This window comes from Desulfolutivibrio sulfodismutans DSM 3696 (genome assembly GCF_013376455.1).
GTDB classification, from domain to species: Bacteria; Desulfobacterota; Desulfovibrionia; order Desulfovibrionales; family Desulfovibrionaceae; genus Desulfolutivibrio; species Desulfolutivibrio sulfodismutans.
The window spans coordinates 3,064,397-3,079,183 of sequence record NZ_CP045504.1 but is presented as its reverse complement, the minus strand read 5'-3'; the positions used below and the strand labels follow the sequence as shown (position 1 = coordinate 3,079,183).

The following is a 14,787-nucleotide window of genomic DNA, read 5'->3' as shown; positions in this document are numbered from 1 at the left end:
TCCATCCGGCCGACGCGCCCGGGTCTGCGGCCCGGGTCGGTCCTCCGGAATACGGCCATCAATGGGCCAGGGCCCAGGTTTCTCCCAGGCCGGTCTCCACGGTCAGCGGCACGGCCAGCCGCACCACTCCGGACATGAGTCCGGCCAGGCGTTCCCCCACCCGGCTGGCGGTCTCGGCCGGGGCCTCCATGACCAGTTCGTCATGGACCTGCAGGATCAGCCGGGCACCCAGGGAGGCCAGCTCCCTGTCGCCGTCGGCGGCCAGCATGGCCATTTTGATGATGTCCGCCGCGCTGCCCTGGACCACGGTGTTGATGGCCTGGCGTTTCGCCTGGGACTGGAGCTGGGGGTTTTTGGATTCGATGTCCGGCAAAAGCCTGCGCCGCCCGGCCATGGTCACCACGAAGCCCTTGGACCGGGCCTCGTCCACGATGGATTCGTAAAAACCGGCCAATGTGCCGAGCTTTTCGAAATAGCGGGCGATGAAGTCCTTGGCCCGATCCATGGAGATATGCAACTCCCGGGACAGCTTCTGGGGGCCCATGCCGTAGAGCAGGCCGAAATTGATGGTCTTGGCCCCCCGGCGCTCGTCCGGGGTCACCTCGGCGGCCTCCTTGTCGAACAAAAGCGCGGCCGTCCTGGCGTGGATGTCCGTATTTTCCTCGAAGGCCGCGACCAGGGCGGGGTCTTTGGACAGGTGGGCCAGCACCCGCAGTTCGATCTGGGAATAGTCCGAGGCCACCAGAAGCCTGCCGGGAGCGGCCCGGAAACAGGCCCGCATGCGCCGTCCCATGTCGCCCCGGATGGGGATGTTTTGCAGATTGGGATTGGAGCTGGACAGCCTGCCCGTGGCCGTGGCCGTCTGGTTGAAGGTGGTGTGCAGGCGGCCGTCCGGGGACACCATGCGGGGCAGGGGCTCCAGATAGGTGGAGCGCAGCTTTTCCAGCTTGCGGTATTCCAAAATCTTGTCCACCAGGGGATGGCTTCCGGCCAGCCGGTCCAGCACCTCCGACGAGGTGGACACGGCCCCGCCCGGGGTCTTGCCCTGGCGCGCCAGCCCCAGGTCGCCGAACAGCACCTCGGCCAACTGCCGACTGGAGCGCAGGTTGAAGACCCGCCCGGCCAGGGTGTGGATTTCGGCGGTCAGGCGGGCCAGGCCCTGGCTGACCTCGTCCAGGAAGGCCGCAAAGGCCTGCTGGTCGATGCCGATTCCGGCCCGCTGCATGCGCAAAAGGACTAGGGACAGGGGCTTTTCCAGGTTTTCCACCAGAGGGGCCAGCCCGGCCGCGGCCAGGCGCGGGGCCAGGGAGGCGCCCAGGGCCGCCGCCAGCCGTCCGTCCTCCCCCGGCGCATAGGCTGCGGAGTCGAACCCGGGGTCGGCGAACAGGCCGTCTTTCAGGCGCTCCCAGGTATAATTGCGGGACTCGGGCTGGAGCAGATAGGCTCCAAGCCCCAGGTCGCACCAGATGCGCAGGGGCACGGTCTCAAAGACCGGATAGGCCTCGGCCAGCTCCTTCAGCGACGGCACGGCCACCCGCCCGGCCATGACCAACCGCCCGGCCAGGGCCGCCGCCTCCGGGGAGCCGGGCTTGGCCCGCACCCGGTATTCGGCGTCGGGGTAGCCCACGGCGAACCCCCCGGGCACGGGAACCAGCCCCAGGTCGCGCCCCGACGGGTCGGGAAGGTCGCGCGGGGCGGCCTCGGGAAAGGCCTCGGCGACGTTTTCCGGCTCCAGGGCGGCCGCAGGGCCGCACAGCAGGGAAAGCTGCCGGGGGCCGGACGATTCACCCTTCCCTGCCAGCCCAGACGGGGTTCCCGAGACGTCCTGCGAGGCGTCCTGCGAAGCTCCAGGGGGGCGGGACAGGGCCGCATCCACCTCCCGGGCCAAGGATCTGAATTCGAACTCCTCCAGGAAACGCACCACCTGGACCCGATCCGCCGGACGCACGGCAAAGGCCTCAAGGTCCGCCTCGGGCAGAAGATCCGTGCGCAGCCTGGTCAGTTCGCGAAACAAAAAGGCCTCGTCGAGGCGGCCATCAAGCTTTTTGCGGGCCGCCGGAGGCACGTCGCCTGGATGGTCGCGCACATCCTCCAGGGTGGGATGGCCGTGCAGGATGGCCAGCGCCGTCTTGGGGCCGATGCCCGGGATGCCCGGAATGTTGTCGCTGGCGTCCCCGGTCAGAGCCTGGAGATCGGGCCAGGAGGACGGAGCGATGCCGTATTCCGCCTGGAAATCGGCCACGGTGATGATCTTTTCAGTCTTGCCCCCCGGATCCCACATGGTCACGTCCGCGTCCAGGCATTGGCGCAGATCCTTGTCCGAGGCCAGGATGACCACGGGCAGGCGGGCCTTGAAGCGGGCGGCCAGGGAGGCGATGTAGTCGTCGGCCTCGAAGCCGTCGCTCACCAGGACGGGCAGGCCCAGAAGCGGCACGCCGCGCAACAGGGGGTCGATCTGAAGGGCCAGGGGCTCGGGCATGGCCACCCGGTTGGCCTTGTAGGATGGATAGAGCTCGTGGCGGAAGTTCTTGCCCTTGCCGTCGAGCAGAAACAGGGCGTGGGCCGGTTTTGCGTCGCGCATAAATTTCAGCAGGATGCGCATGACGATATAAAGCGCATTGGTGGGAAAGCCGTCGGAACGTGCCAGGTCGCCATAGGCGTAATAGCCCCGAAACAGAAAGGAGCTCCCGTCGATGAGGTACAGGGTGTCGGTGGCGGGGGCCGTGGCGTCCCGAAGGGGCATGAGGCGTTCTCCTTGCGGCGCGGCCGCCTGAGGTTGCGCCGGTCGCCAGACATGGTATTACGACAGGGTGGCAAGGCTGGCAACCGTGTCCGGGCACGGGGATGTCCGGCCCGCAGGCCCGGCCCCATGGCCCCAAGTTTCAAACGCACGCAAAAACGCCCGTGGAAAGCTGGCTGGCGCGAGATTTCCAGGTGGTCTTGATTTTTACTTTTCGAAACACTACGGTGACGAACCTTAAATATGCTCTCACCTGGGCCATGACTGCCCGGACGCCGAACATTCCCCACGGAGAAGGATTTTTGCCATGAGCTCCTCGACGCGCAAGACTGCTGTCGCCGTATTGGCCTTGACCCTGTTTTTGTTTGCCGTCCCCCTGCCCGGGATGGCCCAGGACGACGCCACAGGGCGCATTAAAGACCGGTACACGCAAAAAGCCGACGACACGGCCCCGGCCGGGGTGTCCCCCAAGGCCCTGGAAAAAAAGATCGAAAGCGTGCCCACTCCGGCCTTCGTCCAGCAGGGCGAGGAATACCAAAAGGAACTGGCCAAGGATTTTCCTGTTCCCGCCGCACCGGGCGGCCCCCTTGATCTGGAAAAAAGCGTGCTCCGGGGGCTGGCCGCCAACCCACAGATGCAGTCCGCCCGGGCCCAGATCCTCGGCGCGGAAGAAGGCCGCCGCCAGGCCATGGCCAACTTCGGCCCCGTGGGCACCGTATCCTACGGCTACCAGCGCACCGACGGCAAGATATGGAATCCGGACACCCAGACGAACCTGACGACCTCCCTCGCCAACCAAATGACCGGCGCCAGCCTCCCCACCCAGGCACTCATGAATCAGAACCAGGGTTACTGGCAAAACCTGTACACCCTGCAACTCAACGTCACCCAGCCGCTGTTCACGGGCTTCAAGCTTTTGAGCAGCTACCAAAAGACCGCCCTGGCCAAGGAGCAGGCCGAGGCCCAGCTCACCAACACCGAGCTGACCCTGATCAAGGCTGTGCAGCGGGCCTTTCTGGCCCTGCTTAAGGCCCGCTCCGACGTCAAAAGCAATCAGGATTCCGTAGCCCGCCTGCAGTCCCAGTACAAAGTCACCCAGGCCTTCTACGACGTGGGCCTCAAACCCCGCCTGGACGTGCTCCAGGCCGAGGCCGAGCTGGCCACGGCCGAACAGAACCTGCTCAAGGCCCAGAATTCGGTGCTGACCCAGACCGCCCAGCTCAACTCCCTGCTCAACCTGCCCCTCTCGCAGGACACCCCCTATGTGGGCGAGCTTGCTTACGAACCCTTCACCATGACCATCGAAAAGTGCCTGGACACGGCCTACACCACCCGCCCCGACCTCTATATCGGGGTCAAAAGCGTGCAGATCGCCGAGAAAGACGCCAAGGTGGCGGCCAGCCCCCTGTATCCCCAGGTCCAGGCCCAGCTCGGCTACACCCGCAAGGGCGACACCCCGGGGACGGACAACAAGCGCAAATCCAGCAGCGTGGTCCCCGAGGCCACCACGGTGGGCGTGACCGCCAACTGGCAGGTCTGGGATTGGGGGTCCACCTATTTCGGCTACAGCCAGGCCCGGGATACGGTCAAAAAGCTCCAGGCCGACTTGGCCAAAATGCGCTTGGATGTGGGCTATGAGGTCAAGACCTATCACTTAAACATCCAGGATGCGGCCAAGCGCATCTCCGTGGCCCGCACCGGACTTGAGGCCGCCCAGGAAGGCTACCGCATGGCCGTGGCCCGCTATCAGGCCCAGGTGGGCACCAACACCGACGTGTTGGACGCCCAGTCCCGGGTCAGTTCGGCGGAATTCAACCTGACCCAGGCCCTGTCCGACTACCAAAGCGCCCTGGCCGACATCTACGTGGCCATGGGCATCAAAAATACGGCGCTCATCCCCAACTAACCGCGCGTCCGCGAAAAAATGTCGCCGTACGAGCTACGCGGCAAAACCGATCAGCCACGGCCCGGCCCTTTCCAGGACCGGGCCTTTTTTGTCCCTCCCGCCCGGCCATCCCGTCCGGCCCTCCCTCCACTGGCCATACGCCCCTTCAGGCGCAGAACCCTGCGGCAGCCTTGACTGCCGGGCGTCGGATATTATGTCTTTGGCAAAATCCAACCACCCATGGAGGCGCTTATGGACTTTGCCAAGCTCAATCCCTGGAACTGGTTCACGAAAGAGGACGAACAGACCGCCGCCCCTCCGGCCGCGCCGGGAGCCTCCCCGGCAAAGCCCTCCTTTCTGGAAACGCCCTTCCCCACCCCGCATCCGGACATGGCGCGGTTTTTTGAAAACGCCATGCGGAATTTCGGCTTTCCCCGGGAGGGGTGGCCCGGATTCTTTTCCGGGCCGGAATCCGGCGGCGTCGCCAAGCCCAAGGTGGACATCACCGGTTCGGAGAAGGAATACACGGTGAGCGCCGAACTGCCCGGTATCGACGAAAAGGACATCCACATCGAACTCAAGGGGGATTGCCTGATCATCCGGGCCGAGAAACAGCAGGAGGAAAAATCCGAAGACAAGGGATATTACCGGGTGGAGCGCCGCTTCGGCGCTTTTCAGCGGGTGCTGTCCGTTCCAAAGGACGCGGATACGGCCAACATCAAGGCCACCTGCAAAAACGGGGTGGTGACCATCACCATGCCGCGCACGGCCGCACTGGAGCCGTCAGCCAGGCGTATCGCCATCGAGTAGCTGCGGCCGCTGAACCGTCCCGCACAGGGGAACGCCCTTGCCGCACGCGCCGCGAAAGGGATTTCCCGGTACGCCCGCGTTCAAGGCCAATCCCTGAAAACTGCCTGAAGACGCCGTTGTGGGCGCCGCCAAAGGGCCGGGAGCGGTTCCGGCCTTTGGCGTGGTCCGACTCAGGAATCCTTTTTGCCGCCGCGTTTGGCCGTCAGGGCCAAGCGGGTGGCCGCCGCGAAAAATCCGGCGATGATGCCCAGGGTGAACCCCCGGCGCATGTCCATGAAAAAGATGCCGCCTAAAACCCCCACCGATCCGCCCACCAGGATGCCCCGGACCAGGGCCTCCATGATGATGCTGCGCTCCTTGTCCATGCCCGTTCTCCTTTTGCGCGGCCGCCCGCCCCTATCCCGCAAAGGCCTTCGCAGCGTCGAGGGTCTTCTCCAGGTCCGCGTCCGTATGGGCGAAGGAGGTGAAGGCGCATTCGAAGCCTGACGGCGCGAGGTTCACGCCGCGGGCCCGCATGTGGGCGTAGAAGCGGGCATAGCGGGCGCTGTCCGCGGTCTTGGCCGTGGCGAAGTCCGTGACCGGCGACTCGGTGAAAAACAGGGTGAAGATGGAGGCGATGCGGTTGCGCACCACGGGCAGTCCCTTGTCGGCCAGGATGCCCGCCAGGGTCGAGGCGAAGGACTCGGTGCGCGCGGCCAGCCAGGCGTAGTCGGCCTGGGCCAGGGCGGCCAGGGTGGCCAGACCCGCAGCCATGGCCACGGGGTTTCCGGACAGGGTTCCGGCCTGATAGATGTCGCCCTCGGGGCTTATGCGCTCCATGAACCGGCGTTTGCCGCCATAGGCCCCCACGGGAAAGCCGCCGCCGATGATCTTGCCCAGGCAGGTCAGGTCCGGGTCGATGCCGAACACGGACTGCGCGCCGCCATAGGCCAGCCGGAACCCGGTGATGACCTCGTCGAAGATCAAAAGCGCCCCATGCCTCGTCGTCAGTTCGCGCAGGCCTTGCAGGAACCCGGGTTTGGGCAGGACCAGCCCCATGTTTCCGGCCACCGGCTCGACGATGACCGCCGCGATGTCGTCATGGGCGGCGAACAGGGCGGCCACGCCGTCCAGGTCGTTGTACGGCACGGTCAGGGTGTGGCGCACCGTGCCCTCGGGCACGCCCGGGGTGCCGGGGATGCCGAAGGTGGCCACGCCGGACCCGGCGGCGGTCAGGAAGGCGTCGCCGTGGCCATGGTAGCAGCCCTCGAACTTGATGACCGCGTCCTTGCCGGTCACCCCCCGGGCCAGGCGCAGGGCGCTCATGGTGGCCTCGGTGCCGGAGTTGACCATGCGCACCATCTCAATGCCGGGAACGGCGTCGACCACGGCCTGGGCCATGGCCACCTCGGCCGGACAGGGCGCGCCGTAGCTGGCCCCGTCGAGCATGGCCGCCCGGGCGGCCTCGGTCACCCCGGGATGGGCATGGCCCAGGAGCATGGGCCCCCAGGACATGACGAAATCCACGAGTTCGTCGCCGTCCACGGTAAAAAGCTTCGACCCGGCGGCCCGGGCGATGAACAGGGGGTCGCAGCCGACGCTCTTGCAGGCCCGCACGGGGCTGTTGACCCCGCCGGGGATGAGCGTTTTGGCCGTGGCGAAGAGTTGGGCGGAAGTGGTCATGAGGCGTGTCTCCGAAAGGGGGTGACAGGTTGGGCCGGGCGGGCCGGGACGGGGCGGTTTCAGGCGGCTTTCTGGGCAAAGGCCAGGATATAGCCGTTGATATCTTTGATGTAAAATTCCCGCATGCCGTAAAAGGTGACATGGGGCCTTTTGAGAAAGGCGGTGTCCTCGTCCAGGGCGGCATAGCGGGCGTCCAGGTCGTCGCACTCGATGTAGAGGGTGAACGCCCCGCCGGGCTTGGCGTTTTCCAGTGACGGCAGTTCGGCGGCCAGGCTTTTTTTGGACTGAAACATGATCTGCACCGGGCCGGATACGACCATGGCGTAGCACAGGGTCTCGGTGGCGGGCCAGGCGAAGACGGCCTGCCGCCCTTCGTCGGTGACGCCCATGGCGAAGTCGAAGCCGAGTACGCGCCGGTAATAGTCCACGGTGCGGTTCACGTCGTTCACCATGAGGTTGGGGGCAAGCGATGTCAGGGGCATAGAACAGCTTCCTTCTTGCGTTTGGGGATTATCCGGCGTGGGCCGGTGCAACTGGAGGGGTGTATATCCTGACCTCCCGCTCCAGGCGGTCTTTCAGGCGATCAGCCTCCACATCAAGATCGTAGTCCATTTGCAGCCCGAGCCAGAACTGGGGAGAGTTTCCGAAATACCGCGCCAGCCGCAAGGCCGTGTCCGCGGTGATGCGGCGTTTGCGCAGGATGATTTCGTTGATGCGCCGGGGAGAGACGCCGATGTCCAGGCCCAGGCGATTCTGAGACAAGCCCATGGGAGCGAGAAATTCTTCGTGCAACACCTCGCCGGGATGCAAGGGAAGGATTGTGCTGGTAGTCATAGCGGTTCTCACTACCCGAAATGCATTAAAAATATTCCATAGACGTCTTCTTCAGCTCTTTTCTGCTCAAAAGCATGGCGTAGTCGTCGACGCCCGACTCCCGGACCAGCTCCTCCACGATGCGCCGACACTCCTCTGGGCTTCCCGCATGCACCATGGTGTAGAGGTTGTACGGCCAGTCCAGGCAGTTGATGCGGTGGTAGCAATGACTGATCTCCCGGCGCGAGGACATGTATTTCCCCACCCGGGCCATGTCGTCGTCATCCACATACCAGGCCACCATGGCGTTGGCCCCGTACCCGGCCTTCTGGTGCCGAAGCGTGGCCCCGAAACGCCGGATGGCCCCGCTCTCCTTCAGACGCGCCAGCAGATCAAGCACCTCGGCCTCGGTCGCCCCGGCGGCCGCAGCCATGTCCGCATAGGGCGTGGCCGAGTCCGGCAGGTCCGCCTGGGCCATGCGCAGGATGCGCCGCTCCGTTTCGCTGAATACGGGTTTCGTCTCTTTCGGCATACGTGGTCCGCCCCTCCCTGTGGCCCGTCATCAAAGGCTTTGTCCTTATCGCCTTCATGTGCTAGACGCAACCTGACCAGCCCTGACCCTCGCGTCACGACGATGCCGGGGCGAAAACTGGTCCGGGGAGCGTCCCGCAAGGCGGCGCGCCCGGCATCATCCGGAGGAGAGTCATGAAGATCGCGGTCATCGGCGGAGGCAGCTGGGGCACCACCCTGGCCGACATGCTGGCCAAAAAAGGCCTTGAGACGCGGCTTTGGGTGCGCGAGCAGAAGGTGATGCACGAGATCCGCACCCTGCACGAAAACACCTGGTATCTGCCCGGCCGCCCCCTTGCCCCAAACCTCGACGTCAGCACCGATCCGGCCCATGTGGCCGACGGGGTCCGGCACTTCCTGTTCGCCGTGCCCTGCCAGTTCATCCGCCAGGCCTACACCCGGTTCCTCAAATATCTGCCCAAGAACCCGGCCATCATCTGCGCCAGCAAGGGCATCGAACTCGACACGCTCATGCCCATGTCCGACGTCTGCGAGGATGTCCTGGGCGCGCTCAAGCCCCGCTTCGCCATGCTGTCCGGGCCGTCCTTCGCCTTCGAGGTCATAAACGGCATCCCCACCGCCGTGGCCCTGGGCTGCGCCCACAAAAAGACCGGCAAAGAGGTCCAGGAAGCCCTGTCCTCCCCGGCCTTTCGGGTCTACACCAACCCCGACGTGCGCGGCGTGGAACTGGGCGGGGCCATCAAAAACATCATCGCCATCGCCTCGGGCGTGGCCGACGGCCTGGGGTTCGGCAGCAACGCCCGCTCCGCCCTCATCACCCGGGGCCTCCACGAAATGAGCCGCCTGGGCAAGGCCATGGGCGCGGATACCGAAACCTTCATGGGCCTGTCCGGCCTGGGCGACCTGGTCCTGACCTGCACCGGGGACTTAAGCCGCAACCGGCAGGTGGGTATGCGACTGGCCAAGGGCCAAAAGCTTTTGGACATCCTGGGCGAAATGAAAATGGTGGCCGAGGGCGTGAAAACCACCGAGGCCGTCCACGCCCTGGGACAAAAACTCGGCGTGGAGCTGCCCATCACCGAGCAGGTTCATGCCGTCCTGTACCGCAACCAGGAACCCGCCGCCGCCGTCCACGCCCTCATGACCCGTACGCTCAAAGACGAATAGTACCGCACGGCAATCGGGGCTGCCACCCCGCCGCACAGCCATCGGGGCTGCCGCCCCGTACCCCGCCCGGGGGGAATCATTCCGGTACGAACCGGGTACATGGTTGACAGAATAGACCGGGTACATGGTTGACACCTTTGGCAGAGGAGGAAGCTCCGATGCCCTGGAAAAAGGTCGAGACCATGGAAGAACGAGCTCGGTTCATCGTTGAGGCAGCGCGCAGAAGCGAACCGTTTTCTGAAATCTGCCAGCGGTTCGGGATCAGCCGTGAGACGGGGTATAAATGGGTCCGGCGTTTTCAAGATCGAGGCAGCGTCGAGGAGTTTAGCCGTGCCCCGAGAAACTGCCCCCACAAAACGTCTGATGCGATCATTGAGAAAATATTATTGCTTCGTGAGACGTATCCGTATTGGGGCCCGAAAAAGCTATCACAACTTCTATTTGATAAATACGGAATTTGTGATCCTCCAGCACCAAGCACAATTGGCGCAATATTAAAGCGTCATGGGTTTATATCAGAATCGAGAAAAATTCGGCGCAAGTCTGCTGGACGTTTGCGACGGTATGATTTGTTGTCTCCTCAAGATACGAATGACGTCTGGGCTATTGATTATAAAGGATGGTTCCGACTTGGCGACAGGAGTATATGCTATCCACTAACGATAACAGACATGCACAGTAGGTATGTTCTGGCATGCAAGGGATATGCTCGCCAGACACTCGAAAATACAAAATCGGCCATGGAAAACGTATTTTGTGACTATGGGTTGCCTCAGGCAATCCGAGTGGACAACGGGACGCCTTTCGGCTCCAGCGGGATAGGTGGATTTACACAACTTAGTGTTTGGTGGATTCAATTAGGCATCATCGTTGATTTCATAGAGCCAGGGAAGCCGGAGCAAAACGGTAGCCACGAGCGAATGCATAAAACGTTGAAGCTTGAGTCAACAATGCCGCCACAGGATAGTCTTTCAGAACAGCAAAAGAAGTTTGATAGTTGGCGGCACCGGTTCAATTATGAGCGCCCACATGAGGCGTTAGGGCAGAAGACGCCAAGTTCGATATATCGTCGGTCTTTGCGTTCTTTTCCCCGTGAGGCTCCACAGTTCAGCTATCCGCCATACTTCGAAAGTCGCTTTGTTCGTAGCGATGGGATGTTCAACTGGAAAGGCGGCCAGGTATTTATCGGGGAGGCCTACGGGAGAAATCGAATCGGGCTGATCCAGAATTATGACGGTAGATGGCTGGTGTACGCCGGGGATATTCTCATCGGGGGATTGATCTCCGAAGAGCCGAAACATGTGGTCCCGGTGAGGCGCTTGATCGGGTAAAAGTGTCAGGGATGTACCCGGTCCAAAGTGTCAGCGATGTTCCCGGTTGCACATCCCCCCGGACCCCCGTTTTCGGGTGTGGCGGAATCTTCGGCCAGGGGCGACTTTCAGAGCAGGGACACATCGTGCTTGACGAAGTCACTGATTGGTGACAAACATCCCCGCATGGACAGCGCAAAACGGAACAGCCAGGCCGAGCGCCCCAGGGACCGCGAGGCCACCATGCGCCTTCTAGTGGATGCGGTCGGCCGGGTGTTGGCCCGGCAGGGGTTCCGGTCGGTCAAGGTCAATGTCGTGGCCCGGGAGGCGGGCGTCGACAAGGTGCTCATCTACCGCTACTTCGGCGGACTGCCCGGCCTTGTGGCGGCCTTCGCCCACAGCGGCGACTTCTGGCCCGATGTCGAGGATTTGGCTGGTGGCGATGTTGCCGCCCTGGCCGCCCTGCCCTTTGCCGAACGCCTGGTGCTCGTCTCGCGCAACTACCTGAGACGCCTGCTGCGCCGCCCGCTCACCCTGGAAATCCTGGCCTGGCGGTTCATGGAGCAAAACGAACTCACCGACGCCCTGGACTCTGCCAGGGAAGTCGGCGGGAACCGGCTGATGCGGCTTGTGGAAAGTGGCGACGTGCCGCCCTCCCTGGACATGTCGGCCCTGTACGCCTTCCTGGGCGCGGCCATCAATCATTTGGCCGTCCGCTCCCGGACGGAAAAAACATTCGTCGGCCTGCCGCTTGACGACCCAGCCACCTGGGAGCGCCTGGAGGCCATGCTGGAAAAAATCATCCGCAGCGTGGCGGCCGCCCCGTAATTTTTTTTCGAGGCAAAGTCACCGACTGGTGACTTATCAGGGACAGCGCATCGCCCATCCAGCCGGGAGACCGATCCAGGCCGGGAACGGATGGGAAACAACCCAAAGGAGTACGGATATGCCGCGCGGGAAGCATCAGTGCAAGGAACCGACGTTCATGAGCATTTCGCAAGACGCATGGTCATGGATCGTTGGTCTGGGGCTATTGGCTGTGACGTTGATTCTGGTTGTCGTGGGAGAGTCCATGGCCGCCCAGGGCCCTGTGGGCGAAGAGGAAGCTGCCCTGTCGGCCATGCGCAGGCGGGATGAACGCGACGCGGCCTCGTCCGGCCTGGGCCTGGAGGCCGCAGGAAGCGCCATGGCCCCGGCCGATGTCTCGGGCGCGGGCATGGCCGTCTGGCGCGACGAGTTCAAGGCGTCGTACGATACAAAACATTTCGGCTTCGACGCGGGATACGTGGGCAGCCACTACCAGTTCACCAAGACCGCGAACCTGCCTTTCGCCGGGCGCAGGCCCTTTGAGCATCTGCACCGGCTGGAGGCCGGGGTCACCGTCAGGGGGGATTTGTGGGGAAACGTCACCGGGGTTGCGGGACTCAGGGGAAGCCTGGGCTTCGAGCGCGACCCCGGCCGGGGATACGAGGGCACGGCGTTGGCGGGCCTGGCCTTCCCCCTGGGCGGCAGTTGGACCATGACCCTTGGCGGCGGCGCGTCCATAAACAAAGTGGAGATCCAGCCCGCAGCCATGCTCGGGTTCCGTTACGACGCCGGGGGGGCGTTTGCGGCCGACCTGGGCTTTCCCCGCACGGAGATCACTTGGCGCGGCGGCCAGTGGTGGTCGCTACGCCTGACCGGAAGCCTGGACGCCGGATTTTACGGTCTCGCAAGCGACAATCCCGTGGCCCCGGACGGCTACGTGTCCATGCTGTCGCCCCAGGGCGGCCTGTGGCTTGACCTGCGGCCCCTGGACGGACTGTCCGTGAGCCTGGGGGCCCTCTATTCCCTGCCCGGAACCATGTCCATCTACCGGGGGAGCGGCTCGCGCATCAAGCGTCTCGACGTGGGCGGCGCGCCGGGCGGTGGCCTGCGTCTGCGCTACGAGTTCTGATCCGCCCCCTTCCCCTCCGCGTTCACCGCCCAGACAGGGTCCAAACCCGTGGACACGAAACGTTGCGGCCCGCCGCCCGGTGCAAAGCACCGGTCGGCGGGCCGCACGATACGGGGTGCAGGGGGGTTACCCCCCTGCCGGGGGGTGCGGGGGGCAGAGCCCCCCTGCCGGGGGCGCAGGGGGCAGAGCCCCCTGCCGGAGGGGGTGGGGGGCAGAGCCCCCCGCCGGGCTCCCGCGCGCCTTACGCCGTCGTCCCCACCCACTGGGCCCAAAGACGCCGGGAGCGGGGACCGTCGAATTCACAAAAATACACGCCCTGCCAGGTACCGAGTTGAAGCTTGCCGCCGCTGACGATGAGCGACAGGGACGGTCCCACCAGCGTTGTTTTGATGTGGGCGTCGCTGTTGCCCTCGGCGTGGCGATAGGGACCGCTGTGCGGGACCAGGGAGGAAAGCGCCGCCAGCATGTCCGTGACGACATCGGGGTCGGCGTTTTCGTTGATGGTCAGGCAGGCGGTGGTATGGGGGCAATGCACCACCAGGATGCCGTCGGCGCATCCCAGGGAGGTCGCCAGCTCCTGGAGTCGCCGGGTGACCGGGATCATCTCCAGGCGTTTTCCGGTGCGGATGTTCAGGATTTCCATGGTTTCTTCCCGCGCTGTCAGCGTGTCTTCGCCCCTACTGTCCGTTCGGGGTACCCGGAGTGGGCACATCCATGGGCAGTTGCAGGCGCGTGAGCTGTTCGGAAAGGCTGGCCGCCTTCTTGGCTGAAACCCCGGTCAGGATCTCTCCGGCCTGTCGCCCCTTCATCCCGGCCAAAATCTTGACGGCGATGCGGTCGTCCAGGCTCTCCAGAACCTCGGCGGCCTGCTTGGGCTTCATATTGGTATACACGTCGATGAGGTGCTTGAGTTTCTCGTCCTTGGTCTGTTGGGCCTGGTCGAGCATGGTCTTGAGGCTGGCCTCCAGGGCCGCCAGTTCCTTGACCCGCTGGTCAAGCTTGGCCTCCATGTCGGCGATGGCCTGTTCCCGGCGGTCGAGATCGTCCTTGCGTTTGCCAAGCTCCTGCCAATCCAGAACCCCCGGAGGGCCGGACGGGGCCGGGGCCTCGGCCGGGGCCGCCTTGGGCGTTTCCGGGGCCTTCTGGGTCTGGGCCATGGCCCGGGGCACGGCCATGACCGAGGCCACCACCATATGCCCGTCCTCGCGGCTGGCCGAATCCGGAACCAGCGCGTCGATGCCCATGAAAAGAAGCACCCCCAGCTTGATGGCGGCAAGCATGGTCAAGGCCGCCAGCACCTTGGAAAGCCTGGGAAGTCCCTTGGGACGTGTGCCTGCGGGACGGCGAAGCCGCCCGTCCGGGTCTTGGGTCCGCCTAAGCTCCATGTCCGGCTCCATGTCTGACGACTGCCATTTCGTCATTTTGCTTCTGCTCCTTGAGGCTTTCTTCACGGGCGTGGCGTATGGCCTGATTGGACTTGAGTTTGTCTAAAAGCTTGCGCTCCGTGGATCGCGCCACCACCGTCTCCCTGCGCCGGGCCACCTCTGCGGCGGCCTGCCGCAGATCCTCCTCGGCCATGCGGATGTCCATCTCCAGCCGTTCCTTGTACACCCGCCACAACCACAAATCGGCCGGGGTGACGTCGGTTTTCCCTTCCAGGGCCGCGGCGTGGACGGCGATCACCTCATGCAGGTCGCGCACGGCCTTTTCCCTGATCAACTGGATATGCAGGGCCTTGGCCAGTTCCATCTTGGCCTGCTCTTCGAGCTGGGCCCGGTAGTCCAGAACCTTTTGGAGACTGAAACGGAACATGGTCCATCCTGCGGGTTGTCTGTCGTGGAGGTACGACTTCGGGAGGCATGAAGCAAGAATTGGTCCAGCCGTCGACCGAAAGCGCCGGGCCGACACCGCCGGGGCATGGCCCGGGGGTTGT

Annotated in this window: 15 protein-coding genes; 6 read left to right on the top strand and 9 right to left on the bottom strand. The window is 64.2% G+C overall.

The genetic code is table 11. From position 1 onward, the window contains the following. Positions 1-58: 58 nt before the first annotated feature. Positions 59-2,743: a DNA polymerase I gene (locus tag GD606_RS14065; protein ID WP_163303789.1), complete on the bottom strand. Its 2,685-nt coding sequence runs from the start codon at positions 2,741-2,743 to the stop codon at positions 59-61. 304 nt (positions 2,744-3,047) lie between these two features. Here GD606_RS14065 and GD606_RS14060 point away from each other — a divergent pair, with 304 nt between their 5' ends. Both GD606_RS14060 and GD606_RS14055 read left to right on the top strand, forming a co-directional pair. Then, positions 3,048-4,646, top strand: coding sequence for a TolC family protein (locus GD606_RS14060; RefSeq protein WP_163303788.1), 1,599 nt, complete (start codon positions 3,048-3,050; stop codon positions 4,644-4,646). Positions 4,647-4,877: 231 nt separating this feature from the next. Next, a complete protein-coding gene (locus GD606_RS14055; RefSeq protein ID WP_163303787.1) occupies positions 4,878-5,435 on the top strand; it encodes an Hsp20/alpha crystallin family protein in 558 nt (185 codons plus the stop codon). A gap of 170 nt (positions 5,436-5,605) precedes the next feature. Here GD606_RS14055 and GD606_RS14050 read toward each other — a convergent pair whose 3' ends face one another. Genes GD606_RS14050 through ahbB form a run of 5 tightly spaced genes read right to left on the bottom strand, consistent with a single transcriptional unit; the run spans position 5,606 to position 8,442 of the window. After that, positions 5,606-5,800 (bottom strand): hypothetical protein, encoded by a 195-nt coding sequence (locus tag GD606_RS14050; protein ID WP_163303785.1) that lies wholly within the window; start codon positions 5,798-5,800, stop codon positions 5,606-5,608. Between the two features lie 31 nt (positions 5,801-5,831). Then, positions 5,832-7,097, bottom strand: coding sequence for a glutamate-1-semialdehyde 2,1-aminomutase (hemL, locus tag GD606_RS14045; protein WP_163303786.1), 1,266 nt, complete (start codon positions 7,095-7,097; stop codon positions 5,832-5,834). 59 nt (positions 7,098-7,156) lie between these two features. Further along, on the bottom strand, positions 7,157-7,579 hold the full coding sequence (locus GD606_RS14040) for a VOC family protein (RefSeq protein WP_163304035.1): 423 nt from the start codon (positions 7,577-7,579) through the stop codon (positions 7,157-7,159). Between the two features lie 28 nt (positions 7,580-7,607). Continuing rightward, positions 7,608-7,931 (bottom strand): HigA family addiction module antitoxin, encoded by a 324-nt coding sequence (locus GD606_RS14035; RefSeq protein WP_163304036.1) that lies wholly within the window; start codon positions 7,929-7,931, stop codon positions 7,608-7,610. A gap of 25 nt (positions 7,932-7,956) precedes the next feature. Beyond that, positions 7,957-8,442, bottom strand: a complete 486-nt coding sequence (gene ahbB, locus GD606_RS14030; protein WP_163304037.1) for a siroheme decarboxylase subunit beta — start codon at positions 8,440-8,442, stop codon at positions 7,957-7,959. 173 nt (positions 8,443-8,615) lie between these two features. On the opposite strand from ahbB, the gene GD606_RS14025 reads away from it, so the two are divergent. From GD606_RS14025 to GD606_RS14010, 4 genes are all read left to right on the top strand, one after another. Then, positions 8,616-9,608 carry an NAD(P)H-dependent glycerol-3-phosphate dehydrogenase gene (locus GD606_RS14025; RefSeq protein ID WP_163304038.1) on the top strand — a complete coding sequence of 331 codons (993 nt, stop codon included), beginning with the start codon at positions 8,616-8,618 and terminating at the stop codon, positions 9,606-9,608. 158 nt (positions 9,609-9,766) lie between these two features. After that, positions 9,767-10,939, top strand: a complete 1,173-nt coding sequence (locus tag GD606_RS14020) for an integrase core domain-containing protein (protein WP_163304066.1) — start codon at positions 9,767-9,769, stop codon at positions 10,937-10,939. A gap of 165 nt (positions 10,940-11,104) precedes the next feature. Beyond that, positions 11,105-11,746 carry a TetR/AcrR family transcriptional regulator gene (locus GD606_RS14015; RefSeq protein ID WP_163304053.1) on the top strand — a complete coding sequence of 214 codons (642 nt, stop codon included), beginning with the start codon at positions 11,105-11,107 and terminating at the stop codon, positions 11,744-11,746. 157 nt (positions 11,747-11,903) lie between these two features. Next, positions 11,904-12,854 carry a hypothetical protein gene (locus tag GD606_RS14010; RefSeq protein ID WP_246298807.1) on the top strand — a complete coding sequence of 317 codons (951 nt, stop codon included), beginning with the start codon at positions 11,904-11,906 and terminating at the stop codon, positions 12,852-12,854. 241 nt (positions 12,855-13,095) lie between these two features. Here GD606_RS14010 and GD606_RS14005 read toward each other — a convergent pair whose 3' ends face one another. The 3 genes from GD606_RS14005 to fliJ are packed head-to-tail and all read right to left on the bottom strand — an operon-like array spanning position 13,096 to position 14,666. Further along, positions 13,096-13,497: a secondary thiamine-phosphate synthase enzyme YjbQ gene (locus GD606_RS14005; RefSeq protein WP_163301081.1), complete on the bottom strand. Its 402-nt coding sequence runs from the start codon at positions 13,495-13,497 to the stop codon at positions 13,096-13,098. Between the two features lie 34 nt (positions 13,498-13,531). Continuing rightward, a complete protein-coding gene (locus tag GD606_RS14000) occupies positions 13,532-14,239 on the bottom strand; it encodes a MotE family protein (RefSeq protein ID WP_246298805.1) in 708 nt (235 codons plus the stop codon). After that, positions 14,229-14,666, bottom strand: coding sequence for a flagellar export protein FliJ (fliJ, locus tag GD606_RS13995; RefSeq protein WP_163301080.1), 438 nt, complete (start codon positions 14,664-14,666; stop codon positions 14,229-14,231). Before fliJ ends, GD606_RS14000 begins: the two co-directional genes overlap by 11 nt. Positions 14,667-14,787: the final 121 nt, after the last annotated feature.

Excerpts from the sequence above, each read along its gene's own strand:
- GD606_RS14065 (WP_163303789.1), bottom strand. The coding sequence starts at position 2,743 with ATGCCCCTTCGGGACGCCACGGCCCCCGCCACCGACACCCTGTACCTC.
- GD606_RS14060 (WP_163303788.1), top strand. The coding sequence starts at position 3,048 with ATGAGCTCCTCGACGCGCAAGACTGCTGTCGCCGTATTGGCCTTGACC.
- GD606_RS14055 (WP_163303787.1), top strand. The coding sequence starts at position 4,878 with ATGGACTTTGCCAAGCTCAATCCCTGGAACTGGTTCACGAAAGAGGAC.
- GD606_RS14050 (WP_163303785.1), bottom strand. The coding sequence starts at position 5,800 with ATGGACAAGGAGCGCAGCATCATCATGGAGGCCCTGGTCCGGGGCATC.
- hemL (WP_163303786.1), bottom strand. The coding sequence starts at position 7,097 with ATGACCACTTCCGCCCAACTCTTCGCCACGGCCAAAACGCTCATCCCC.
- GD606_RS14040 (WP_163304035.1), bottom strand. The coding sequence starts at position 7,579 with ATGCCCCTGACATCGCTTGCCCCCAACCTCATGGTGAACGACGTGAAC.
- GD606_RS14035 (WP_163304036.1), bottom strand. The coding sequence starts at position 7,931 with ATGACTACCAGCACAATCCTTCCCTTGCATCCCGGCGAGGTGTTGCAC.
- ahbB (WP_163304037.1), bottom strand. The coding sequence starts at position 8,442 with ATGCCGAAAGAGACGAAACCCGTATTCAGCGAAACGGAGCGGCGCATC.
- GD606_RS14025 (WP_163304038.1), top strand. The coding sequence starts at position 8,616 with ATGAAGATCGCGGTCATCGGCGGAGGCAGCTGGGGCACCACCCTGGCC.
- GD606_RS14020 (WP_163304066.1), top strand. The coding sequence starts at position 9,767 with ATGCCCTGGAAAAAGGTCGAGACCATGGAAGAACGAGCTCGGTTCATC.
- GD606_RS14015 (WP_163304053.1), top strand. The coding sequence starts at position 11,105 with ATGGACAGCGCAAAACGGAACAGCCAGGCCGAGCGCCCCAGGGACCGC.
- GD606_RS14010 (WP_246298807.1), top strand. The coding sequence starts at position 11,904 with ATGAGCATTTCGCAAGACGCATGGTCATGGATCGTTGGTCTGGGGCTA.
- GD606_RS14005 (WP_163301081.1), bottom strand. The coding sequence starts at position 13,497 with ATGGAAATCCTGAACATCCGCACCGGAAAACGCCTGGAGATGATCCCG.
- GD606_RS14000 (WP_246298805.1), bottom strand. The coding sequence starts at position 14,239 with ATGGAGCTTAGGCGGACCCAAGACCCGGACGGGCGGCTTCGCCGTCCC.
- fliJ (WP_163301080.1), bottom strand. The coding sequence starts at position 14,666 with ATGTTCCGTTTCAGTCTCCAAAAGGTTCTGGACTACCGGGCCCAGCTC.